The organism is Hymenobacter convexus (assembly GCF_030580955.1).
Lineage (GTDB): Bacteria > Bacteroidota > Bacteroidia > Cytophagales > Hymenobacteraceae > Hymenobacter.
Genome location: NZ_JAUQON010000014.1, coordinates 114,820 through 137,507, shown reverse-complemented (window position 1 = coordinate 137,507; position 22,688 = coordinate 114,820). Strand labels below are relative to the sequence as shown.

The following is a 22,688-nucleotide window of genomic DNA, read 5'->3' as shown; positions in this document are numbered from 1 at the left end:
TGGGTCAGTGCGTCACCACCACTTTTTGGGTGGCTAAAACGCCTGTTCCTTCCACCTTTAGGAAGTAAACGCCGGCCGCCAGCCCCGAAATGTCGAACTCGGTGGGCACGGAGGGGTGCAGTTCCAGCGCTGCACCCACGGGCTGGCCCAACGTGTTGCAGAGGCGGGCGCGCAGGTCATTGGCCACGCCGCCTTCGGGCGCCACGGTCAGCAGGTCGCTCACGGGGTTGGGGAAGGTGGTGATTTGCAGGCCGGCGGCCAGGAAGGTGGCCGTCACCACGTAGGTCGTCACGGGCTCGTTCACCACGGCGTGGCCCGATTGCGGGCCCGTGGCACCGGCCGGAATCACGCCGTAGTAGGTGGGGCCGGGCGTGTAGGGGTAGGCGCCGGCGTACTGGCTGTTGATGGTGACGAAGTAGGCGTAGGTGCCCTGCGGGTACTCCGGCGTGATGCAGAAGCGGCCGTTGTGGCTGTCCAAATCGCCGAGGCCGGCCACGTATTCGAAGTCTTCGATGTAGTAGCCCAGCGGCTTGGCGGCGTTGATGGCGGGGCCGGCCGAGGGGGCCGTGCTGCCGTCCGGCAGCGTGGTGCGCGTGGTGATGTTGCGGGCGCGGTACGAGGGCTTCATGCTTTTGATAACACCCGTGCCGTTAGCATTGGCGTAGCCGTAGGCCCCGTAAATGGGGTAGCCATCGAAGGCAAAGCCAATGATGGGAGAGTGGCGCGAGCTGTCGTGGTCGTTGTAGAGGCAGCGCGGATTGAGGTGATGGTGGTACTCGCCGTTGCCGGCCGGATGGCCCAGGCAGGAGTCGAAGCTGGGGCCTTCCACCACGATGGCGTTCTGGTTCCACACGCCCGCGTTGTTGTAGCTCATGGCATCCTTGGCGTTGAAAATGCTCACGCCATTGCTCCAGATGCCGGTGTGGCCCAGGGGGGTGGCCACGGCCGTGCCGGTGTTGGGCGTGGGCATGCGGGTGATTTTGAACACGAAGTTCTGGTTGGTAGCCGTGTTGGGGTTGCCGGGCCAGGCGCCGATGGCGTAGCTCGGAATGCCAGTACAGGTGATGTACACGTTGCCGGCCGAATACTGCACGCGCTGCACGTTGCTGGGGATGCCGTTGAAGCCGGTGGCGCCGGTGGTGTTCACAATCCAGGCGGTGACGTTGGGCGAAACCTGGGCCGGGGCCAGCAGGGGCAGCGCCAGCAGCAGCACGAATAAAAGAGCGTAGCGGTGTGAATGCATAGGAGGAGGATTGGGAGTGAGGCTGGGACCGGGGGCGGGGCAAGTTGCCCGTTGGCCGGCTGGGCGTAAATGTAGACCCAGTGCCAACGGCGGAGTTTAACAGCCTGCCAATCGTCGGCTTTGCCCGCTGAGCCGGCCATATCGCTCGGCCAACGCCGGATAGCGCCGGATGAGACTTAAAAAGGCCTAAATCGGGCTGTCAGGGGCATTTTTTCATTCGCTGGGAAATCGCCCTGCTTTAGCGAGGAATGGCCCGGGTTAAACGATGGAGGAAAATAGGTGCTCGGCACGCATAACAATTTTGTATCGCCAAAGCGGCAGAAGAAACCGCCGGCCATTCCTCGACAATTCTCTTTCTAAAGCCATGACCACGTTTACGTTCGCCTCCGACTTCCTGACTTCCACCCGCCGCACGATGCTGGCCACCCTGGGCTTGTTGCTGCCCGTGGCCGCCCTGGCGCAGGCCCCCACCATCAGCAGCATGACGCCCTCGACGGCGGCCCCCGGCACCACGGTTACCATCACCGGCACCAACCTCTCGGGCTTCACCTCGGTGCTGCTCAACGGCCTGGCCGTGCGCGCCACGCCGGGCCTGGTGCCCGCCACCACGGCCACGTTCGTGGTGCCCGCCGCTGCCGGCACGGGCAAGGTGCGGCTGACCACGGCCGGCGGCACCGCCCTGAGCGCCGCCAAGCTGGGCGTGACCCGCGCTTCGTCGAGCAGCAACTACACGCAGCTGAACAGCAACGCCACCAGCGCCACCGCCGCCGGTGCCTACTCGACGCCCGTCGCCGCCGACCTCGACAAAGACGGCCTGCTGGAGCTGCTGGTGGGCCAGGGCGACGGCACCATGATAGACTACGAGCAGACCACCGCCAACGGCACTTTCAGCACCACGGGCACGCTCATCACCTTCTTCGCGGGCGGTACCGTGGACGTGGGCCTCTACGCCAAGCCGACGGTGAGCGACCTCGACGGCGACGGCCGCCAGGAAATCATTGTAGGGGAAGAAACCGGCAAGGTGTTCATCTATGAGCAAGCCGCCAGTACGGGCGCCGATGCCTTCAAGATGGGGGCCGGCAGTACGCTGTTTAACAACCCTTACGGCGCTACGACTACAGGCAACCCCAACACCGGTTCTTACGCCCGGCCCACGGTGGGCGACCTGGACAGCGACGGCCTGATTGACATTGTGGTGGGCTCCAACAACGGCCTGCTGAACCGCTACGAGCAACTGGCCAGCACCAGCAACACCACGGCCGGCTTCACCACGGCCACAACCATCAAACTGGCCGACGGCACTACGGCCCTCGATGCCGGCGACGTGAGCAAGCCGCTCATCACCGACTACGACGGCGACGGCAAGCTCGACATGCTGGTCGGCACCTACGCCGGCAGCGTGCAGCTCTACACCCAGACGGCTGTTAACGTCTACACTTTCAGTTTTATGCGCAACATCAGCGCCGACGGCACTTCCGCTACTGCCATCAACATGGGCAACTCGGGCACCAATTTCAGCAACAACAACGGCTACGCCGCCCCGGCCGTGACCGACTACGACGGCGACGGCCTGCTCGACCTCTTCGTGGGCAACGGCGTCGGCACGGTGTACCGCTACGAGCAAACCCAGTCGGCCACCGTGCCCACCATCACGGCCCCGCTGCCGGTGGTACTCACCGCCTTCGCTGCCCAGGCCACCAGCGCCGGCAACCAGCTGAAGTGGAGCACCGCCCAGGAATTGAACAGCGCCCGCTTCGTGGTAGAGGCTTCGGCCGACGGTAGCGCCTTCGCCGCCATCGGCGAGCTGGCCGCCGCTGGCAACAGCCCCACGGTGCATAACTATGAGTTCCTCGATGCCTCGGCCACGGCCCTCAGCGCCAACCGCCGCTACTACCGCCTGCGCCAGGTAGACCTCGACGGCACCATGGCCTACTCGCCGGTGGTGACCCTGACCCGCACCACGGCCGCCGCACCGGCCCCCAAAGCCCTCGATGCCTACCCCAACCCCTTTGCCGAAACCCTCACCGTGACCCTGCCCGGCACCGCTGAGCCCCAGGCCGTAACCGTGTCGCTGAGCACCCTCGCTGGCCGCCCGGTATACAGCGCCAAGCTCACGCTGGGCGCTGCCCCGCAGGCCCTGGGCGCCCTGCCCGAACTGGCCGCCGGCGTGTACGTGCTGCGCCTCACCAGCGCCACCGGCACCATCACCCAGAAAGTGACCCGCCAATAAGGCTCGATTAACATAAAACACCAACGGCCCCGGTTTCCACGTTTGGAAGCCGGGGCCGTTGGGCGTTTTGGCGTGGGGCTGACTAGGGCTGGGGCAGCAGGCGGGCCAGGGTGGCGCGCAGCTCGTCGCCGTGCAGGTTGGTGGCCACGATGAAGCCGTTGGGGTCGATGAGGAAGTTCTGGGGCACGGCCTGCACGCTGTAGAGCGTGGCCGCGGCGTTGCCCCGGCGCAGGTCCGACACCTGCGTCCAGGCCAGGTGGTCGTCGGCAATGGCTTTGAGCCACTGGGCGCGGTCGTTTTCCACGTCGATGCTCACGCCCAGAATCTCGAAGCTGCGGTTTTTGAACTGCTCGTAAAGCTTCACTACGTTGGGGTTTTCGCGGCGGCAGGGCCCGCACCAGCTGGCCCAGAAATCGACCAGCACGTACTTGCCGAGGTAGCTGGCCAGCGCCACGCGCTTGCCATCGGCGGTGGGCTGCTCAAAGTTGGGGGCCCGGGCGCCCACGGCCACGTACTGCAGGCGCTGCAGGGCCAGGCCAAACAGCGCCGCCTCGGGCAGCTGCCGCACCTCGGGCCCGAGCAGGGCGAAAAGCGGCGCCGCGGTGGCATACGTGGGAATGGGGCCGGCCAATTCCTTCACCGCTCCCAGGCTGATGAGGGAATTGGGGTGGGCCTTGATGAAATTGGTGAGAATGCTGGCCGATTGCGCTTGCAGCGCGGTGTAGCGGGCGTTGTAGGGCCGGCTGAAAGCAGCCGTGGCACGGGTAGCGGGCGCGGCCACGCGGTATGCCGCGTAAAGCGAATCCTGCTGGCGCTTCACCACATCGAGCGGCCGGGCCAGCTCGCGGTATTCGGTGGAGAGGAGGGAGCCGCTGAGCTCGGCGTGCGCCAGCGAATCGGGCGAGGTGAACACCGTGGTGCCTTTTTCGAGGTAGAAAACCGCGTTGTCGGCCTGCCCGGTGTAGAGGCGGCTCTTGTGCCCGCGCGGCACCAGCACCAGCCGGGCCTTGGCGGGTGCCTGCACGTTGCCGCGCAGCACAAACTCGCCCTTCTTCACCGCCGCCGAGTCGGTGATGGCATTTCCCGCCAGCGTTTCGCGAACCAAAAAGACTTTCGCCGGCTCCTGCACGGCCGGCAGCGTGCCTCTCAACACGAAAGCGGCGGGCGCCTGCGCCTGGGCCAGCTGAAAAGTGCCGAACAGAGCGGCACTGAGCATCAATGTTTTCTGCATGGGTAGATGCGGCTTTATAAAAATGAGAAGCCGCGCAAGCTACTACGGTGCCTCCGAAAGGGGGTAGCCGCGCCTAATCTTCCAGATTGTCAGCCGGCGACTCGAACAGTTCCGGCTGGGCAGCGCTCAGCTGCGCGTGCTGCGTGGGCGTGAGAAAGATGTAGCCCTCGCCGCCGAGGCAATCGTAGAGCTGGCCGGGCGCGTGCTGCTCTCGCAGGGCAAGCTTGATGAGGGCCACAAAATCGGCGTCGAGCCAGTCGGAGCTCATTTTCAGCCGCGTGGCATACGTCTGCCCGCCCAGCCGGAAGCCGTAGGAAAAAGTGGCGTCCTCGGGCAAATTGGGCTTAAAACCGTCCTGGATGTGGGTGGGGGCAAAGCCGCCGCGCGAAATGGCCGCCAGCGCCCGGGTGCGCGCTACGTACGGCGCGGGCGGTATGGCCGATTCCCAATCGATGGGATGAATGACGTTCGGAAAGCACAGCAGCACGGCGGCATAGCTCGTTTTGTGGCCGCGCAGGGCGGCTGCGCGCCCTTTGGCCAGCTCCGCAGCCGACAGCTGCGAAAACAGCCCCAACTGCTGGTAACCGGCCACAAGCTGCTCAATGTGCGCAGAATTGAACCGGTTGTCGTGCGATTCATCGGACAGAAAATAGTATGCCGGTCCCCACAAGGCCCGTTGCGCCTTGGTCATGGCAATCAGGCCCAGCCGCTCGTTGCCGTACACCGACCGGGCGTCGGAGGTGGAGGCGCGGTAGAGGCGCAGGGCGGAGTTCTGGTCGGCCAGCCACTGGTTGAGGCTACGCTGGAAATATTCGCTTACCTGGGGGCCCAGCGGCGGGTTGGGGTTGGTGCCGTCCTTATTTATGAATTCTTGTAAAAACGTGTCTTGATAACGTCGGCCGTTGGCCCAGAAGCTGAGCGTGACGTTTTGGGCAAGCGACGTTGGCCCAAAATCCTTGATGCTCGTCGTCACCCGTAAGTCGGAGTACGCGAAGCCGGGCAGCAGCGTCGGCAGTTGCGCAAAAAGGGCCGGGTAGAGCGCCGCCGGCTGGCGCGGCAGCTTCCGCAAGTCCACCAGGCGGCCCCGCTCGCAATACGCCAGCAAATCGAACGGCTCATACAGTTGAAAGGGCTGATAATTCAGCACCAGGCGCTGGTGCTGGGCTTTCGAGAGCAACCCGGCCTGCTGCAGGCGTTGCAGCCAGCGCAGCTGCTCGGCTTTGGTGCGGGCGTAGGTAGTGCGGTGCTGCGTCAGCTCAGATGCCCGCTGGCACACCTCGGCTTCGGTACGCAGCTGCCCTTGCTTCAGTTGGCGCTGCAGCTCCTCGTAAACGGGCTTTTCGAGCAGGCCCAGCGCGAACAAGTCGCGCGCGGTGCGGGTGCGGGTTTTGCCAAACACGCTGCGCCGCTCACTAATCCAATGCGTGAGTGGCGGCGTATTGGCCGACAGCGGCGGGTAAATTGTCCAGCCCAGCTCGCCCACCGAATCTTCCGCCGGCACGGCTTCCTCCAGGCGGAGGCGGGCCGGCAGTTGCTGCAAATACCAGCGCTTGGCAGCAGCCGTGTCGTTTTGGAAGCGCTTCAGGGCCGCCGCGTAGCGGCGCGCCAGTTGGCCGCGGGGCTGGCCGGCGGGCACGTCGGCGCTGTCGTCGGCGGCCACCATATCCCGCAACATTTCCTCATTGTAGGTCCGGTACTGAAATTCCCGCTCAAAGGCCTCGGCGCAAAACGCCAGAATACCGGCGGGGCCGTTGGCCGGAACTTGGGAGGTCTGTTCACCCGTGGAGTCGGTTTCCCAAACCGATAGGGAGCCCGTGCGCAGCCGGCGCAGCAACTCGTCGCGGCCGGCCGCGTTCAGCACGCCTTTCTGGTAGAGCCGTTCGGCAAAGGCCGCGCCGGGCCCGGCTTCCCGCTTCCCGGCCCAGCGCACGCCGGCGGCCAATAGCAGCGCCAACCCGAGAATAAGCAGTGCTTTCATCGAAACCGGCCCTCAAATGCTAGTACAGCACCCGGAACTTGATGGTGTGCTCCACCGCGCGCAGGGCCTGAATCACCTCCTGGTCGTACTGCCGGTCGATGTCCGTAATCACGTAGCCGATGTGCTCGTTGGTTTTCAGGTACTGGCCCAGGATGTTGACGTGGTGGGCGGCCAGCACGTTGTTGATTTTGGCCAGCACGCCGGGCACGTTGGCGTGGATGTGGATGAGGCGGTGTCCGGGCTGCACGGGCAGCTGAATGTTGGGAAAATTGACCGACTGCTGGGTGTTGCCGGTGTTGATGTACTGCATGATGCGCTCGGGCACAAACTCGGCGATGTTGCGCTGGGCCTCGGCCGTGCTGCCGCCGATGTGGGGCGTGAGCAGCACGTTGGGCAGGCCGCGCAGCTCGTTTTCGAAGCTCTCGTGGTTGGTCTTGGGCTCGTAGGGGAACACATCCACCGCCGCGCCGCCGAGGTGGCCGCTGCGGAGGGCGGCGGCCAGGGCCGGCACGTCCACCACGTGGCCGCGGGCGTTGTTGAGAAACAGCGCGCCTTTTTTCATAAGCGCAAATTCTTTCTCGCCGATGTAGTTGGTGTTGTCCTCGCGGCCGTCGATGTGCAGCGTCACCACGTCCGATTGCGCCAGCAGTTCTTCCAGCGTGCGGCACTTCACGGCGTTGCCAAGCTGCAGCTTTTCGGCCACGTCGAAGTACACCACCTTCATGCCCACGGCCTCGGCCACCACGCTCAGCTGCGAGCCGATGTTGCCGTAGCCCACGATGCCCAGCGTCTTGCCCCGAATCTCGAACGAGCCGCTGGCCGACTTGTCCCACTCGCCGGCGTGCATCTTGGGGTTCTTTTCGGGAATGCGGCGGGCCAGCACGATGATTTCGCCCAGCGCCAGCTCCACCACCGAGCGGGTGTTCGAGAACGGCGCGTTGAACACCGCCACGCCCTTTTTCATGGCGCCGGTTAGGTCAATCTGGTTGGTGCCGATGCAGAAGGCGCCGATGGCAATCAGGCGGTTGGCCGCATCGAGCACGCGCTGGGTCACCTGCGTTTTCGAGCGGATGCCCAGGATGCTCACGCCCTCAATGCGCGCAATCAACTCGTCCTCGTCCAGCCCGCCGGGCACGGTGTCAACTTGGTAGCCTTCGGCCAGGAAAAGCTCTTTGGCGCGGGCATCCGGGTTTTCCAGCAGGAGCACCTTGATGCGGTTTTTGGGGTATGATAAAGTCATGGGAAGTTTTAGTTGGTACAAAAACTCGTCGAAAGTCGGAAGAACTTCATCGGCGTGGGCCACTACGGTAGGCCGGCTAACGTTTTCAGTGTAAGCGTAGAAGCGGTGCGCCAGCCCGGCTTCGCGAATCTGGTAGTCGGTATAACCGTCGCCGAACACGTACACCGGCCCGTCCAAATCGAGCAGTACAAGCTGCCGGATTTTGCCGCCGTCTCGGCTCAGCACGTTGGCCGGGTCGCAGCCCGTCACGTTGCCCTCGGCATCGAAAGTGAAGGTATTGGCCAGTACGTGTTCGGTCTTGATGCCAAACTCGGCCACCACGGGCTCGATGAACTCGCGGAAGCCGCTGCTCACCACGTAAATGCGGTCGGCAAACTGCTTGAAGAAGTTGCCGTTGCGCCGGATGCTCTCGCTCACCTTGGTTTTGAGGCGGGCAATAAGGGGCGCCAAGTGCTTCTCGTTGGCCGCCAGCAGCGCCAGCCGCCGGCTCAGCGATTCCTGGAAGCCGATTTCGCCGGCCATGCCCTGGTCCGTCAGGGCCCGGATTTTGGCCACGCGCTCGGCCGCGTCGGGCCGGCCGGCCAGGGCGATGTCGGCCAGTTCGTCCAGCCCCTCGACCTGGGTGAAGGTGCTATCGAAATCGAAAACGAGGTAGGGCAGGGGCGCGGCAGCGTTGGGCATGGACGCAAAGATGCGCCCGGCCGTACCTTGGCGCGGCATTCTGCTGCCAAGTATTTTATGAAACTCCTGCTACTGGTGCTCCTTGCGTTGCTCCTAAAGCTGCCGGCTGGCGCACCGCCAGCGGTGCGTGTCACATTCAGCCCGCTCACGGAGGCGGCCTACCTGGCGGCAAAGAAAACGGCGGTGCTGACCAAGCCGGCGATGACGTTTCCGGTGAAGAAGCGGAACGGGCGGATTGTGATTCCCACGGCGAAAGGGCCGAAAATATTCACCGATGTCGTTATTGACGAGGCAGCCTTCAAAAAAGGGCACGGCGAGGAAGAATCAACAGTGTACACCTACCTTGGGTACTTGGTGGATTTTAAGTGCCACTTGATTCAGGTGCAGTACTATGAAACTACCCAGTGGTTGTTGATTGATGGTTCAGGCCACCGGATTGAGCTATGGGGCGAACCGATGTACTCGCCCGACCGGCGGCATATTGCCGCTATCTGCATGGGCATTGAGTACAGCGGAGGGCAGCCCAATATCCTGCAGTTGCTGGAGCTTCGCAATGGCGTATTGCAGCAAGTCTGGGAGCAGGAACCAAAAACGTGGGAGCCCTACCGCATCAAATGGCTTTCATCCTCAACTTTATTGTTGAGCAGAGAGATGTGGACCTGCAAGAACCCGGGCACCACCTTCACCTATGCCAAGCTGACCATTCAGTAGCCAGCCCATGCCCCAGCGCTTGCTTTTCGTCTACAACGCCGACGCGGGCCTGCTGGCCGGCCTGAAGGACACATTCCACAAAATCCTCTCGCCGACCACCTACGCCTGCGCGCTGTGCGCCGTCACCTACGGCGCCACCAGCATGCGGCCGGAGTGGCGCGTATTCATTAAAAACCTCCCCGTGCCGGTGGAATTTCTGCACCGCGACGAGTTTATCAGCGCTTACCCGCAGTGGGCGCGACACCGGCTGCCGGCTGCTTTTGCAGCGAGTGAAACAGGCGAATTAGCGCCTTTTATCGATGCCGGGGAAATGCAGGAGGTTGACTTGAATGGGCTGATGGAACTGGTGCGCAAAAAGCTGGCGTAGGGGCGGGGTCGCGCCGTTACCTTTGGCAGGAAAACAGCAGGTTTTCGTCTTTTTTGTTAACATTTCTTACAGTTTCTACATGAAATTTCCTTTTCTGCTGGGTGCGGCGCTCTTGGTGGCGGGCACGGCGGCGGCGCAGTTTCAGCAGCCGGTGCCCACCGGCCCGGCTTTTGATGCCCGCGCGCTGTTCAACCCTTCGTTTATTGAGCAACTGGCCACGCCCACGCGCACGGCCGGCGGCCAGCCCGGCGCCCAGTACTGGCAAAACGCGGCCGACTACAAAATCGACGCCCGCCTCGACGAGAAAGCGGCCCGCGTGACGGCCACCGCCAGCATCACCTACACCAACAACTCGCCCGATGCGCTGGCCTTTGTGTGGCTGCAGCTCGACCAGAACCTCTACCGCGCCGACTCGCGCGGTGGGGCGGCCACGGCCCCGGCCGGCGGGCGCTTCGGCAACTCGGCCCGCGGCTTTCAGGGCGGCGACTCGCTGCAGACGGTGAACATTGAGCTGCACGGCAAGAAGCTGAAAGCCAACTACCGGGTGCAGGACACGCGCATGCAAATCATGCTGCCCGAGCCGATGAAGCCCAAGGGCGACAAGCTGAAAATCGACATCGCCTACGGCTTCAACGTGCCCGAATACGGTTCCGACCGCCTCGGCCGCCTGAAAACCAAGAACGGCGAAATATTCGAAATAGCCCAGTGGTACCCGCGCATGGCCGTGTACGACGACGTGGAGGGCTGGAACACGCTGCCCTACATGGTGGCCGAGTTTTACCTCGACTACGGCAACTTCGACTACACCGTGAACGTGCCGGCCAACTACCTGGTGGGCGGCTCGGGCGAGCTGGTGAACCCCGCCGAGGTACTCACCACCGCCCAGCAAAGCCGCCTGGCCAAAGCCGCCGGCTCGGACCAAACCGTCATCGTGCGTTCGGTGGATGAGGTGACGCAGGCCGGCTCGCGCCCGAGCGGCAAGAACGGCCGCCTGACCTGGCACTTCAAGTGCCAGCGGGCGCGGGATGTGGCCTGGGCGGCGTCGGCGGCCTTCGTTTGGGACGCGGCGAAGATGAACCTGCCCAGCGGCAGGAAGTCGCTGGCCATGTCGCTCTACCCGGCCGAGGTAGCGCAGGACACGGCCTGGAACCGCAGCACGGAATACGTGAAGAAAAGCATCGAATACAACTCGAAGCAGTGGTACGAATACACCTACCCGGTGGCCACCAACGTGGCCGGCGTGGTGGGCGGCATGGAGTACCCGGGCATCGTGTTTTGCGGCTCCAAGGCCAAAAAGGCCAGCCTCTACAGCGTGACGGACCACGAATTCGGCCACAACTGGTTCCCGATGATTGTGGGCTCGAACGAGCGCAAGTACCCGTGGATGGACGAGGGCTTCAATACCTTCATCAACATGCTGTCCTCGGCGGCCTTCAACAACGGCGAGTATGCCAAGCAGCTGAACGACACCACCCGCCTGGTACAGGGCCTGGCGCGCGCCATCGCCAGCCCCACCATGGACCCGCCCTACACCGTGCCCGACGTGACGCAGCCCCAGAACCTGGGCTTCGCGGCGTATAGCAAGATGGGCTACGGCCTGTTTCTGCTGCGCTCCGAAATCCTCGGGCCGGAGCGGTTCGACTATGCCTTCCGCACCTACATCCGGCGCTGGGCCTTCAAGCACCCGCAGCCGAAGGACTTTTTCCGCACCATGAACGAGGCCAGCGGGGAGGATTTGAGCTGGTTCTGGAAGGAGTGGGTGTATAATAACTGGATTCTGGACCAGGCCGTGACCACCGTCACTTACGTGAACCAGGACCCCGCCCAGGGCGCCCTCATCACCGTCGAAAACCGCGGCCAGGCTGCCATGCCCATCACGGCCGACGTTACCGAAACCTCCGGCAAAACCACCCGCGTGAAGCTGCCCGTCGAAATCTGGCAGCGCGGCGGCACCTGGACCTTCCGCTACAACTCCACCACGCCGCTCACCTTGGTGCGCCTCAACGCCAGCAAGCTGCTGCCGGACGTGAACCCCGGCAACAACGTGTGGCGGGCGCAGGTGCTGCGGTAACATACACCAATCGAGAAATGAAAAGCCCCGGCTGCTACGCTAGCAGCCGGGGCTTTTGCTGTTTGAATGGTGTAGAGACGCGACACTTCGCGTCTTGACGATGAACGATTCTCAGATGGTGCAAACTCAGACGCAAAGTGGCGCGTCTCTACACCGCACTGAGGGCGTTTGGGCTACTACCGCCGGCCCCAGCTTTTATTATACCGCGTCCCGCCGAACAGGTACAGCATCAGCGCCCGCGAGTAGCGCAAAATCAGCGGCGTGAACAGCACCGTGACGCCGGTGATGATGGCCACGTACACCCACGTATCGGGGTTGCCCATTAGGTAGTAAATCAACACGCCCAGCACCAGGAACGTGGCCACATTGAAGCCGAAGGTGATATACATCGAGCCGAAATAAAAGCCGGGTTCCGGCTCGAAGCTCTGGCCGCACACGGGGCACTGCGCGGGCATTTGGGCAAACCGGGTGATGTTCCAGGCCGAGGTGCTGAACAAGGGGCCGCGGTGGCAGCGCGGGCAGCGCAGCTTGGCCAGCGCCAGCGCCGTGGAATCGACCAGCTCGTAGTTCGTGAAATCGGTGGGTTCGGACATAACCGGGGCGGGGGACGAAGACATAAGACAACGAAAGCTATACGGGAGAAAGCGGCCCGCGCCCATGTGCGGCTGGCCGGCGCGGCACCCGCCGCATTGATACCCCAAAATTACCCGGCCCCTTACCCGTCTGCGCAGCCTCCTTTCAGGGTCTTACAGGACAAATCAACGCTGCTGCCGAAATGCCTCGGGCGTGGTGCCGGCGTACTTGCGGAAGTAGCGCACGAAGTACGACGCATCCTCAAAACCCAGCTCATACGCCACTTGCGCCACGCCTAGCGCCGAGTGGCTCAGCAGCCGCTGCGCCTCCGTGATGACCCGCTCGTGGATGAGCGCGCTGGCGGTTTTATTGAGCACGCGGCGGCAGAGGGCGTTGAGGTGATTGGCGGTGAGATGCAGCAATTCAGCGTAGTCGCTCACGCTGCGCTTGGTGCGGTAGTGCTCGTTCAGCAGCGCACCAAACTGCCGGATTTGCTGCAACGCCAAGCCATTTTCGGCCGCTGGCTGAGCTGGGTAGTGGCGGGTGGCCAGCTCCAAAGCTATGTGTAGATAGCTGCGAAAAACCTCGCCCTGGTTGGCGTGTGGGGCATTGTACTCGGCCAGTAGGCTTTCGAATACGGGCCGGATTTCCGTTTCGTCCGGTGCCAGGTACAGCACCGGCGGATGCGCACTGTCGAAAAACGGGTAGGCGTAGAGGCCATTGCCGGGATAGCGAAACAGGTAGAAGTCGGCCGAGAAAAACACCAGCAGCCCGCGCACATTCGGCCCCAAATGCCAGTGATGTACCTGCCCCGGCGCCAAAAAAAACACGCTACCCGGCCGCAGTTCATACGTCACCAAATCGACGGTGTGCGTGCCCGTGCCTTCAGTGACATAAAGCAGCAGATAGAAGTCGTGGGCGTGCGGCACGTTCACGTGCGGAAACCGGACGACGTGCGTTTCCAGTCGCTCAGCGTAGTAGGGCGCGGGCGGGTGGGCTTGGGGAAATGAGGCCAGGGCCAGCACCGGCAGGCCAGTCGCTTTCATAAACGGGGGTTTAGGGCCGTGAAAGTAGCCAGCGCGCCGCAGGTCGTACCTTCGGGGCACTGCTGGGGTCTGGTTGGCCCTGACTGGCGGGCGCTTTTTGGGGCGTCGCGTCGACGGGCATTGGCTGGTGGCCTTGGCCGTTGAATTGGAGTCGTTGAGACTTCAATCCAGCTTGACCGACGCCCGCCAGCAGCGACCTGTTGCCCCGTTCTTGTGAACATTTCCTTGTTGAACCGCTCGGCCGGATGGGCCGGGCTGCTGGGCGCGGCTGCCGTGCTTTCCGGCTTTGCCGCCTCCGAGGTGCCATCATCGGCCGTGCCCGTGCCGCGCAGCCGCACCTTCGCGCTCACCGTCACGGCCACCGTGCCGGTGCCCCCGGCCGGCACCAAAACCCTGGATGTGTGGCTGCCCATGCCCCACTCCGACGCCTCGCAGAAGGTGGGGAATCTGACCGTTGCAGTCAACCACTCTTTCGACAGCAAGGCGCATTCCAGCATCGAGCGCGGGGCCTACGGCAACCAGATGTATTACCTGCACCTGACCACGATGCCCACCGCGCCGATGGTGATAACCATGCGCGGGCAAGTCACGCGCCGTGAGCACCTCAATCTGCGCGCCAACGCCCCCACTGCCTACGTGGCCAAGGAAAAGCCCGACCCCGACATGGCCCGTTGGCTGGCCCCCGACCGCCTCGTGCCCCTCGATGCCAAAATCAAGCAGCAGGCCGAGGAAGTGGTGGCCAAAGCCGGCGCCAAAACCGATTTGGAGAAGGCCCGCGCCATCTACGAGCACGTGGTGAGCACCGTGACCTACGACAAAACCGGCCAGGGCTGGGGCCGCGGCGACATCTATTACGCCTGCGACGCCCGCCGCGGCAACTGCACCGATTTTCACGCCATCGTCATCGGCTACTGCCGCGCGCTGGGCATTCCGGCGCGCTTCAGCATCGGCCTGCCGCTGCCCGCCGACCGCGGCAAGGGCGAAATCAAAGGCTACCACTGCTGGGCCGAGTTTTACACCAAAGAAACCGGCTGGGTGCCCGTCGATGCTTCCGAAGCAGCCAAGAACCCCGCCAAGCGCAACTATTTCTTCGGCGCCCACGACGAAAACCGCGTCGAATTCACCCGCGGCCGCGACGTGGAGCTGGCGCCCAAGCAAGCCGGCCCGCCCCTCAACTACTTCGTGTACCCTTACGCCGAAGCCGACGGCAAGCCGCTGGACGTGGCCCGGACGTATGAGTTTGCCGATGTGGCAGGGCAGTAGGGCCAATTATTAATGAAAAAACGGTCATGCTGAGCGCAGCCGAAGCATCTCTACTGAGGCAGTAAATAATTACGCTCGCAGTAGAGATGCTTCGGCTATGCTCAGCATGACCGTTTATTATTACCAGTTGTTGGTCGCTACTCCGCCTTCACCGGCTGCGCCTACTGCAGCGTTTGCACGTCCTCGGCCGTCAGGCGCAGCTCGGTGGCTTCGAGCAGCTCCGTGACCTGGCCTACGCTGGTGGCGCTGGCAATGGGGGCCGTCACGGCCGGCGCCTGCATCAGCCAGGCCAAGGCCACCTGGGCGGGCGTGGCCTGCTGGCGGTTGGCCACGGCGTCGAGGGCGGTAAGCAGGGCCAGGCCCTTTTCATTGAGGTATTTCTGGCCGACGCCGGCGCCGCGCGGGCTTTTTTGCAGGTCGTTCTGGTCGCGGTACTTGCCGGTGAGGAAGCCGGCGGCCAGCCCGTAGTACGGAATGGCGCTGATGGTTTCTTCGAGCAGCAGCGGCGCAAGGTTCTTCTCAAAATCCTCCCGGTCGTACAAGTTATAAAGGTTTTGCAGCGTTTCGTAGCGCGGGAAACCGTGCTGCTTGCTGGCCGCCAGCGACTCCTGCAGGCGCTCTTTTGTGAAATTAGAGGCCCCGATGGCGCGCACCTTGCCCTCCTTCACTAGTTGGGCGTAGGCTTCCAGCGTTTCCTCCACGGGCGTGGTCGGGTCGTCTTTGTGCGACTGGTAGAGGTCGATGTAGTCGGTTTGCAGGCGCTTGAGGGAGCCTTCCACGGCGCGCAGGATGTAGTCTTTCTTGAGGCCTTTATTCTCGGGATTTACTTCCCAGCCCACTTTGGTGGCGATAACGACGTCGTCGCGCCGGCCGCGCTGCTTGAGCCATTTGCCGATAATGGTTTCCGACTCGCCGCCCACGTGCCCCGGCACCCAAACGGAATAGCCGTCGGCCGTGTCGATGGCGTTGCCGCCGTTGGCCACAAAGGCGTCGAGCACAGCGAAGGAAGTAGCCTCGTCAATGGTCCAGCCAAAGACGTTGCCGCCCAGCATAAGGGGCGAAATTTGCAGGCCGGAGCGGCCCAATTCACGGGTTTGCATAGCGAAAGAAGATTCAGGGAATGAGCTGCACTAACCGCCAACCCGCTCCGAAGGTTGGCCCGCAGCAGGCGCTTCGGCCACTAAAACGCGCCAGCCTTGGGCCGGCACCGAGATTTCCCGGCCGGCTGGCAGGTCCATTGTTTCATCGCTGATAAGGTCGCGCCATTGGCCGGTCACGGTGGGCAGCGCCCGCGCCTCTGCCGCCACGTTCACCGCGCAAAGCACTGCCGCGCCGCCTTTGCTCCGGGCAAAAGCGTACACTTCGGGCGGGCCCGGCAGGCGCTGGAACCGGCTGGTCGGGTCGCCGTTGCGCAGGGCCGGGTGGGTTTTTTTGAGCTGAAACAGGCGGGTGTAGAAGTCCTGTAGCGGGTAGTTATTCCAGTCAATCGGGTCGTGGTCGAAGAAGGCCAGCCGGCGGTTCAGGCCGGATTCCTGACCCGAGTAGAGCATCGGCATGCCCGGCATCAGGGCCGTGAGCACGGCGAAAGGCAGGGCCAGCGGGCCCAGGCGCTCGTACTCGGTGCCGTCCCAGCTGTTCACGTCGTGGTTGCTGGTGAAGTGCATCAGGTACACGCTGGGCGGGTATTTCTCGCGCTCGGCGGCCAGGTAAATGTCGATGTCGGCCAGCGGGGCGTGGCCTTCGGCAACGCGGTCGAGCAGGTAGTGCAGGCGCAGGCCAAACGTCATGTTGAAAGCCTTTTCCAGCAGCTTGGTATCGGAATTGAATTCCTCCCAGCTCAACCCACCCGAAGGGTACAGCTCGTCCCATTCGGCCAGCATAAACACCGGCTTCATGGCATCGAGCACCGGCCGGGCCTCGTCCCAGAAATCGGTGGGCACCAGGCCGGCCACGTCGCAGCGGTAGCCGTCGATGTCGGCTTCGCGCAGCCAGTAGGCCAGGGCATCGGTCATGTAGCGGCGCATGGCGCGGTTGCCGTAGTCCAGCGCCACCACGTCGGTCCAGTCGGGCACGGGCGGCACCAGCTGGCCGTCGGCGTCGTGCTGGTACCAGTCGGGGTGCTCGGTGATGAGGTCGTTGTCGCGGCTGGTGTGGTTGGCCACCCAATCAAGTATCACCTTCATTCCCAGCGCATGGGCCGTTTGCACCAACTGGCGCAAGTCGTCCAGCGTGCCAAATTCGGGGTTCACGCCAAAATAGTCGCGCACGGCGTAGGGCGAGCCCAGCGAACCTTTGCGCCCCACTTCCCCGATGGGATGCACCGGCATCAGCCATACAATGCCGATTCCCATTTGCTGCAGCCGCGGCAGATGGGCTTCAAACGCCCGGAAAGTGCCCTCTGGTGTAAAATTCCGAACGTTGACTTCGTAGATGGTGGCGTGGGCGGCCCACTCGGGGTGGGGCACGGTGAAGCGGGCGGCGTGGGGGTGGTCGGACATCGGGAGGGGCGTGGTGGAGCTTGCCGCTACGCGGCGCCGGTGCCGACGGTTATCGTGGGCAACGGCCGGCCGGCGTAGAGACACGACACTTCGCGTCTCCTCATTAAACGATAAAGCTGAAACAACCGTCAAGTGGCGCGGACGCCGAGACGCGAAGTGTCGCGTCTCTACACCTCGTAGAATTCCAGGGGCAGCCCGTCGGGGTCGCTGAAAAACGTGAAGCGGCGGCCCGTCAGCTCATCCACCTGAATGGGCTCACAAGCCACGCCGTGCTGCTCCAGGTGCTCAATAGCCGCCGCCACATCGGGCACGGCGAAGGCCAGGTGGCGCAGGCCGGCGGCCTCGGGGTAGCTGGGGCGTGGCGGCGGGTTGGGAAAGGAAAACAGTTCCAGCACATACTGCCCGTTCACGGCCAAATCGAGCTTGTGCGAGTCTCGCGCGGCGCGGTAGGTTTCGGCGAGGATTTCCAGCCCGAGAACCTCGGTGTAGAAGCGCTTCGACGCCGTGTAATCGGCACAAATGAGGGCGACGTGGTGCAGGCCGAGGTGGGGCAGCATAGCAAAAGGGCCTTGGTGGTGGCGGATTTAGTTGATACTTAGAATGTGTGCGCGGCCTGCCAAATGCGCGATGGAGGAGCTTCGCTAAGCCACGCCAAAGCATCAGGTCCGAATTACATCGGTATCCACAGGCACGTAGCCCAGCTGCCGACTCATGCTGAGCGCCTGGCCTTTGTGGTGAAACTCGTGGGTGATGACGTGGGTGAACAGCTGCAGCGGCGAAAGCTGTAGCGGCGCCGGGTGCCGCGGCGAATCGAACCGCTGCGGGGTCAGCCACTGGCTGGCGAAATGCTGTCCAAATTCCCGTACCAACGCATCCACATCCGCGAATAGCACCCGCACGGCGGCTACATCGGGCACCTGGGCCGGCTGCGGGCGCAGCAGAGCCCGGCCCAGGCCCACTTCGCCCAGCCACGCTTGGTAGCAGCCCGCCACGTGCACCAGCAAGTCGCGGATGCTGCTGTGATTGAAGGCGGCCACCGGCGCCACAAAATGCGCCGGGCTGAGCGTGGCGCAGTACCGCAGCAGCGCCGCGCGGGCCCCGCGAACGAGGTCGTACTGTTGCGAAAAGGCGGGGTCCATGTGGTGCGTTGAATTTAAAGTTGAAAACGCCTGTCATCCTGAGCGTAGCGAAGGACCTTATTACGTTTAAGCCGATTGATTTACTGCAAACCGTTCTGCGGTAACAAGGTCCTTCGCTGCGCTCAGCATGACGTTCAAAAAAAACGCCGCAAACCAGCGCCGCTTCCCGGAAGAAAAGGCCCGATTTGCGGCGTAGACAATTGCCAAAAAAGCTTAATTCGCCTTGTTCAGCAGCTTGCTCAGGGTGCTTTGCAACTCCTCGCCGCGCAGGTTGGCGGCCACGATTTTGCCCTGCGGGTCGAGCAGGAAGTTTTGGGGGATGGACTGCACGCCGTATTCCTGGGCCACGGCGTTGTTCCAGTATTTCAGGTCCGACACCTGCGTCCAGGCCAGGCCGTCTTTTTCGATGGCGCGCATCCAGGCTTCGCGGGCGCCTTCCTTGTCCAGCGACACGCCGAGGATGGTGAAGCCTTTGTCTTTGAAAGCGTTGTAGGCCTTCACCACGTTGGGGTTTTCCTGGCGGCAGGGACCGCACCAGCTGGCCCAGAAGTCAATCAGCACGTACTTGCCGCGCAGGCTGCTCAGCTTCACGGGCACGTTGTCGGGGTTGTTCTGGGTGAAATCGGGAGCCTCCGCGCCGATGGCCACCTTCTGCAAGCGCTTGATTTGCTCATCGATGCGCTTGCCCCGCACGGAGTTGCGCAGGTTGGCGCTCAGGCCCTGGTAGAGGGCGGCGTAAGACGTCACTTCCGGTACCGAGCCGGCCGCATCCTGGAGCACAAACAAGCTGTAGCGCGCATCGGGGTGGGCCTTGATGTAGGCGGTGCGGATTTGTTTCTGCTCGGCTTCGATGGGGTCGAGCTTGGCTTCGAGCTGCTTGATGTAGGCCGGGTCTTTGCGCATGGCCTCGGGCTGGGCGCGGTACTCTTTGATGTAGGCTTCGTACCGGCTATCCGACGATTTCAGCAGGGCGGCCAGCTTGGCGTTTTCGTCGTTGAGCGGCGTGCCGCGCACCACAGCTTTGGTGGCCGAATCGGGCGTGCTGATGGCAATGGTGCCCTGTTCCACAAAGAAAAACTCCTTGGTGGCGTCCTTCGATTTGGCCAACGAAGTGCCATTGTGGCTCAGGACGAGCGTGGCGCGCCCCGGCTCGGGCACGGCGCCCTTGAACTCAAAACGCCCGTTTTTTACGGCCGCCGAATCGACCAGCCACTTCTGGGCATTCACGTAGCGCAGGTAGGCTTTGGTCACGCCGGCTTTGGCGCCCACGGTGCCTTTCACCACAAAATTCTCGGTTTGGGCCTGGGCCAGGGCGGGCAGCAGGAACAAGGCACTATAAAGAAGCTTTTTCATATTCACTGATTGATGGCGGATGAGCGGGGAATTGATGCCGCTTTGAGGCCCAGGGTTGCATTGGGCGCGCTGAAGCAGGCGCGGTTTGGCGTCCTAAATATAGGTGAACTCCGGAGTGGATGCTTACTCGCTCACCCAGCGGGTTTTGGCCTGCACGGGGCCGCGCTGGCCCGGCGCCGAGGGCACGTCGATGTAGCCGAGCTGGAAAAAGCCCAGCAGCCGGTCGTCGGCTTCGAGGCCGAAAAAGGCCTTGGCTTCCTCGGTGTAGGTGATGCCGCCGCTGCTCCAGTAGCCGCCCAGGCCGTAGGCGTGGGCCGAGAGGTGCAGGTTTTGCACGGCGCAGGCCACGGCTTCGATTTCCTCGATTTCGGGCAGGCGGCGCTCGGTGCGCTTCATGGCAATGGCGATGACGTGCGAGCACTGCAGCGGATTGCGGCGCAGGTTGGCGTGCTTGGCCGCTTTATAGGCCGGGCCGGCGGTGCGCTCGTATAAATCGGCCTGGAAATCGGCCAGCTTTTGCAGGCCCGCGCCCGTGAAAACAGTGAAGCGCCAGGGCTCGGTTTGCTTGTGGCTGGGCGCCCAGTTGGCGTTTTCGAGCAGCTGCCACACGGTCGAATCGGGGATGACGCGGCCGGGCACAAACTGCGGAATAAAGGTGCTGCGCCGCGTGCGGATGAGGTGGTTGATTTGCTCGGTATCGAAGAGTTCGGACATGCAGAAGCCGGAAAAGGTGAGCCGATTCAACCCGCAACCCGCCCAAAAAGTTGGCTTAGGCCACGCGGCGGGCCGTGCTGGCGGGCAGCCACTTGTCGCAGCGGCACACCGGGCAGGCGTGGGCGGGCCGGGGCGTCAGGGTTTCGACCTGGCCGCATTCGGTGCAGGCATAGTCACCCTCTTTCTCGATGAGGCTGATGGCCTTTTCCCGGTCTTCGGGCAGAATAGACAAGCCGGGCCGCACCTCGTCGTCTTCGTAGAAAAAGGCGCTGACCTGACCGGTGGCCTCGATGTAGGCCAGGCGCACCTGGCCTAGGTGCTCCACCTGCCGCTGCCGCAACTCGCCAAATAGCTCCTTGTGCGTGAGGTTTTGCTTGCGCATGGCTTTGTCTACGATGGCGCCGTTGGCCACGAGCTTGACCGGCTTGCCCTCCAGCCAGTCGCTGAAGCGCGGGTAGGCCTCGGTGAGGCGGTTGAGCAGCACGTAAAGCAGCATCACCACCGCAAACACCACCACGATGTGCGTCAGGGCGGTGTCCTGGTAGAACATGGCATCGCCCGCCGCCGAGCCCAGCGCCAGAATAATGCTCAGCTCAAACAGCGAGAGCTGCCGCACCCCGCGCCGGCCCGTGATGCGCAGCGCCGCCAGCGTGAGCAGGTACACCGTCACGCAGCGAAACGCGACTTCAAAAAGAAACGCGGGCGGGGCATCGGCCGTCCAGAGCAGGCGTTGCCAGTCGAAGGGGACAATGGTTTCGGCAAGCAGGGGCATGGGCAGCAGGAGCGGTTAGGGTCACAGCTACTTACTCATTTCTCGGCTTTTCGTTCCCAAACCTGGTAGCCGTGCGGCCACAGCGTCACGGACGAGGCAGGGTTGAAGCCGCCCTTTTCCTGCCCGACCGTGGTAAAAAGCCGCTGGTAAAGCTGGTCGGGCAGGGGCGGGGCGGGCAGCTGTACCTGCTGCGGCTGGTCGCTCAGGTTCACGGCCACCACCACGGCCGCCGCGCCTTTCTGGCGCTCAAAAAGCACCGTGTGGGCCGGGCTGGGCAGCAGCTTGAAGGTCGAAGTCGCGTCAAAATTCCGCAGGGCCGGGTGCTGCTTCTTCAGCTGCAAGAGCGTGGTGTAGAAGCCTTGCAGCGGGTAGTTGTTCCACGGAATGGTGTCTTTGTCGAAGAAGCGCAAGCGCTTTTTCATGGCCGCTTCCTGGCCGTTGTAGAGCATCGGAATGCCGGGCCAGAGCGTGGTGAGCACGGCTTCGGGCAGGGCGTTGGGGCCGAGGCGCTCGTACTCGCTGCCGTCCCAGGCGTTGATGTCGTGGGTGCTGGTGAAGGTCATCAGGTTCACGCCGGGCGGGTACATGCGGCGCTCGGCGGCGAGGTAGCGGGCCAGCTCGGCGGTGGGTTTCTGGCCGCGCCCGATGCTGTCGAGCAGGCCGTGCAAACTCAGGGCGTAGGTGGCGTCGAAGGCCTTTTCGAGCAGGCGGGTGTTGGGGTCGAACTCTTTGCGCGAGATAAAAGTGGGCGGGAACAGCTCGTCCCATTCGGCCAGCATGAAAACCGGCTTCACCTTCTCCAATTCGCGCCGGGTGTCGTTCCAGAAATCGGTGGGCACCAGCCCGGCCACGTCGCAGCGGTAGCCGTCGAGGCCGACGGTTTTCACCCAATACACCATGCTTTGCGTCATGTACTCGCGCAGGGCGGGCTTGGAGTAGTCGAGGTCGATGACGTCCTGCCAGTCGGCCACCGGCGGGCGGAAGTTGCCTTTCGCGTCGCGGGTGTACCAGTCGGGGTGCTCGGTGGTGAGGTTGCTGTCCCAGGCCGTGTGGTTGGCCACCCAGTCCAGAATAACGTGCATCCCAAGGCCGTGGGCCGTATTCACGTAGTGCTGCAAATCGGCTAGCGTGCCCAAGTCGGGGTTCACGGCGCGGTAGTCTCGCACCGAGTAGGCGCTGCCCAGCGTGCCCTTGCGGTGGCTGCGGCCGATGGGGTTGATGGGCATGAGCCACAGGATGCCCACGCCCATTTTCTGCAGGCGCGGCAAGTCCTTTTCGGCCGCCCGGAAGGTGCCGGCCGGCGTGTATTGCCGCACATTCACCTGGTAGATGGTGGCATTGCCGGCCCAGGCCGGGTGCCGCACGGCGAAGGCCAACGAATCGGGCGCGGCGGCGGGCGCCTGGGCCGTGGTTTCGGTTTCGGCGGTGGGTTTGGTGCCCGACTGGCAGGCACCCAGCAGCAGCGGCGCCAGCAGGGCCGCCCAGGGGCGGAAAAAGGGGAGAAGCGTCATGCCGCAAAGTAAGAAAAATCAGCAACGGCAACTGCACTGCATCTTTACGGCCGCCGGTTGGCGCTCA

The 22,688-nt window shown here is 63.4% G+C and carries 19 protein-coding genes; 5 read left to right on the top strand and 14 right to left on the bottom strand.

Translation table 11 applies throughout. From position 1 onward, the window contains the following. Window positions 1-4: 4 nt before the first annotated feature. Entirely contained in the window at window positions 5-1,243 is a 1,239-nt protein-coding gene (locus Q4S41_RS22565) for a YHYH protein (protein ID WP_305033405.1), read from the bottom strand. A 364-nt stretch (window positions 1,244-1,607) separates the two neighbouring features. Here Q4S41_RS22565 and Q4S41_RS22560 point away from each other — a divergent pair, with 364 nt between their 5' ends. After that, window positions 1,608-3,473: an FG-GAP-like repeat-containing protein gene (locus tag Q4S41_RS22560; RefSeq protein WP_305033404.1), complete on the top strand. Its 1,866-nt coding sequence runs from the start codon at window positions 1,608-1,610 to the stop codon at window positions 3,471-3,473. Between the two features lie 82 nt (window positions 3,474-3,555). Here the strand turns inward: Q4S41_RS22560 and Q4S41_RS22555 are convergent, their stop codons facing one another. From Q4S41_RS22555 to serA, 3 genes are all read right to left on the bottom strand, one after another. After that, window positions 3,556-4,704 carry a TlpA disulfide reductase family protein gene (locus Q4S41_RS22555; RefSeq protein ID WP_305033403.1) on the bottom strand — a complete coding sequence of 383 codons (1,149 nt, stop codon included), beginning with the start codon at window positions 4,702-4,704 and terminating at the stop codon, window positions 3,556-3,558. A gap of 73 nt (window positions 4,705-4,777) precedes the next feature. Continuing rightward, a complete protein-coding gene (locus Q4S41_RS22550) occupies window positions 4,778-6,682 on the bottom strand; it encodes a hypothetical protein (protein ID WP_305033402.1) in 1,905 nt (634 codons plus the stop codon). 19 nt (window positions 6,683-6,701) lie between these two features. Then, on the bottom strand, window positions 6,702-8,603 hold the full coding sequence (serA, locus tag Q4S41_RS22545) for a phosphoglycerate dehydrogenase (RefSeq protein WP_305033401.1): 1,902 nt from the start codon (window positions 8,601-8,603) through the stop codon (window positions 6,702-6,704). Window positions 8,604-8,660: 57 nt separating this feature from the next. On the opposite strand from serA, the gene Q4S41_RS22540 reads away from it, so the two are divergent. The 3 genes from Q4S41_RS22540 (at window position 8,661) to Q4S41_RS22530 (ending at window position 11,752) form a co-directional block, all read left to right on the top strand. Then, a complete protein-coding gene (locus tag Q4S41_RS22540; protein ID WP_305033400.1) occupies window positions 8,661-9,314 on the top strand; it encodes a hypothetical protein in 654 nt (217 codons plus the stop codon). 7 nt (window positions 9,315-9,321) lie between these two features. Continuing rightward, window positions 9,322-9,681, top strand: a complete 360-nt coding sequence (locus tag Q4S41_RS22535; RefSeq protein WP_305033399.1) for a hypothetical protein — start codon at window positions 9,322-9,324, stop codon at window positions 9,679-9,681. Window positions 9,682-9,760: 79 nt separating this feature from the next. Then, on the top strand, window positions 9,761-11,752 hold the full coding sequence (locus Q4S41_RS22530) for a M1 family metallopeptidase (protein ID WP_305033398.1): 1,992 nt from the start codon (window positions 9,761-9,763) through the stop codon (window positions 11,750-11,752). A 176-nt stretch (window positions 11,753-11,928) separates the two neighbouring features. Here Q4S41_RS22530 and Q4S41_RS22525 read toward each other — a convergent pair whose 3' ends face one another. Then, window positions 11,929-12,345, bottom strand: a complete 417-nt coding sequence (locus Q4S41_RS22525) for a DUF983 domain-containing protein (RefSeq protein WP_305033397.1) — start codon at window positions 12,343-12,345, stop codon at window positions 11,929-11,931. 165 nt (window positions 12,346-12,510) lie between these two features. Then, window positions 12,511-13,371, bottom strand: a complete 861-nt coding sequence (locus tag Q4S41_RS22520; protein WP_305033396.1) for a helix-turn-helix domain-containing protein — start codon at window positions 13,369-13,371, stop codon at window positions 12,511-12,513. A gap of 213 nt (window positions 13,372-13,584) precedes the next feature. Here Q4S41_RS22520 and Q4S41_RS22515 point away from each other — a divergent pair, with 213 nt between their 5' ends. Beyond that, window positions 13,585-14,634 carry a transglutaminase-like domain-containing protein gene (locus tag Q4S41_RS22515; RefSeq protein WP_305033395.1) on the top strand — a complete coding sequence of 350 codons (1,050 nt, stop codon included), beginning with the start codon at window positions 13,585-13,587 and terminating at the stop codon, window positions 14,632-14,634. Between the two features lie 161 nt (window positions 14,635-14,795). On the opposite strand, the gene Q4S41_RS22510 is transcribed toward Q4S41_RS22515, so the two are convergent. The 8 genes from Q4S41_RS22510 to Q4S41_RS22475 all read right to left on the bottom strand — a co-directional run bounded on the left by Q4S41_RS22510 (window position 14,796) and on the right by Q4S41_RS22475 (window position 22,621). Further along, the gene (locus tag Q4S41_RS22510; RefSeq protein ID WP_305033394.1) at window positions 14,796-15,734 is read right to left on the bottom strand and encodes an aldo/keto reductase; all 939 of its coding nucleotides are present in this window, start codon (window positions 15,732-15,734) and stop codon (window positions 14,796-14,798) included. Between the two features lie 30 nt (window positions 15,735-15,764). Next, the gene (locus Q4S41_RS22505) at window positions 15,765-17,132 is read right to left on the bottom strand and encodes an alpha-amylase family glycosyl hydrolase (RefSeq protein WP_305033393.1); all 1,368 of its coding nucleotides are present in this window, start codon (window positions 17,130-17,132) and stop codon (window positions 15,765-15,767) included. A 167-nt stretch (window positions 17,133-17,299) separates the two neighbouring features. Continuing rightward, window positions 17,300-17,689, bottom strand: a complete 390-nt coding sequence (gene gloA2, locus Q4S41_RS22500) for an SMU1112c/YaeR family gloxylase I-like metalloprotein (protein WP_305033392.1) — start codon at window positions 17,687-17,689, stop codon at window positions 17,300-17,302. 102 nt (window positions 17,690-17,791) lie between these two features. Further along, window positions 17,792-18,271, bottom strand: coding sequence for a DinB family protein (locus Q4S41_RS22495; protein ID WP_305033391.1), 480 nt, complete (start codon window positions 18,269-18,271; stop codon window positions 17,792-17,794). Between the two features lie 213 nt (window positions 18,272-18,484). Further along, complete coding sequence (locus Q4S41_RS22490; protein ID WP_305033390.1) at window positions 18,485-19,624, bottom strand: TlpA disulfide reductase family protein; 1,140 nt, start codon at window positions 19,622-19,624, stop codon at window positions 18,485-18,487. A gap of 123 nt (window positions 19,625-19,747) precedes the next feature. Then, entirely contained in the window at window positions 19,748-20,338 is a 591-nt protein-coding gene (locus Q4S41_RS22485) for a nitroreductase family protein (protein WP_305033389.1), read from the bottom strand. Between the two features lie 55 nt (window positions 20,339-20,393). After that, window positions 20,394-21,110 carry a DUF421 domain-containing protein gene (locus tag Q4S41_RS22480; protein ID WP_305033388.1) on the bottom strand — a complete coding sequence of 239 codons (717 nt, stop codon included), beginning with the start codon at window positions 21,108-21,110 and terminating at the stop codon, window positions 20,394-20,396. Window positions 21,111-21,145: 35 nt separating this feature from the next. Then, on the bottom strand, window positions 21,146-22,621 hold the full coding sequence (locus Q4S41_RS22475) for an alpha-amylase family glycosyl hydrolase (protein ID WP_305033387.1): 1,476 nt from the start codon (window positions 22,619-22,621) through the stop codon (window positions 21,146-21,148). Between the last annotated feature and the right edge of the window lie 67 nt (window positions 22,622-22,688).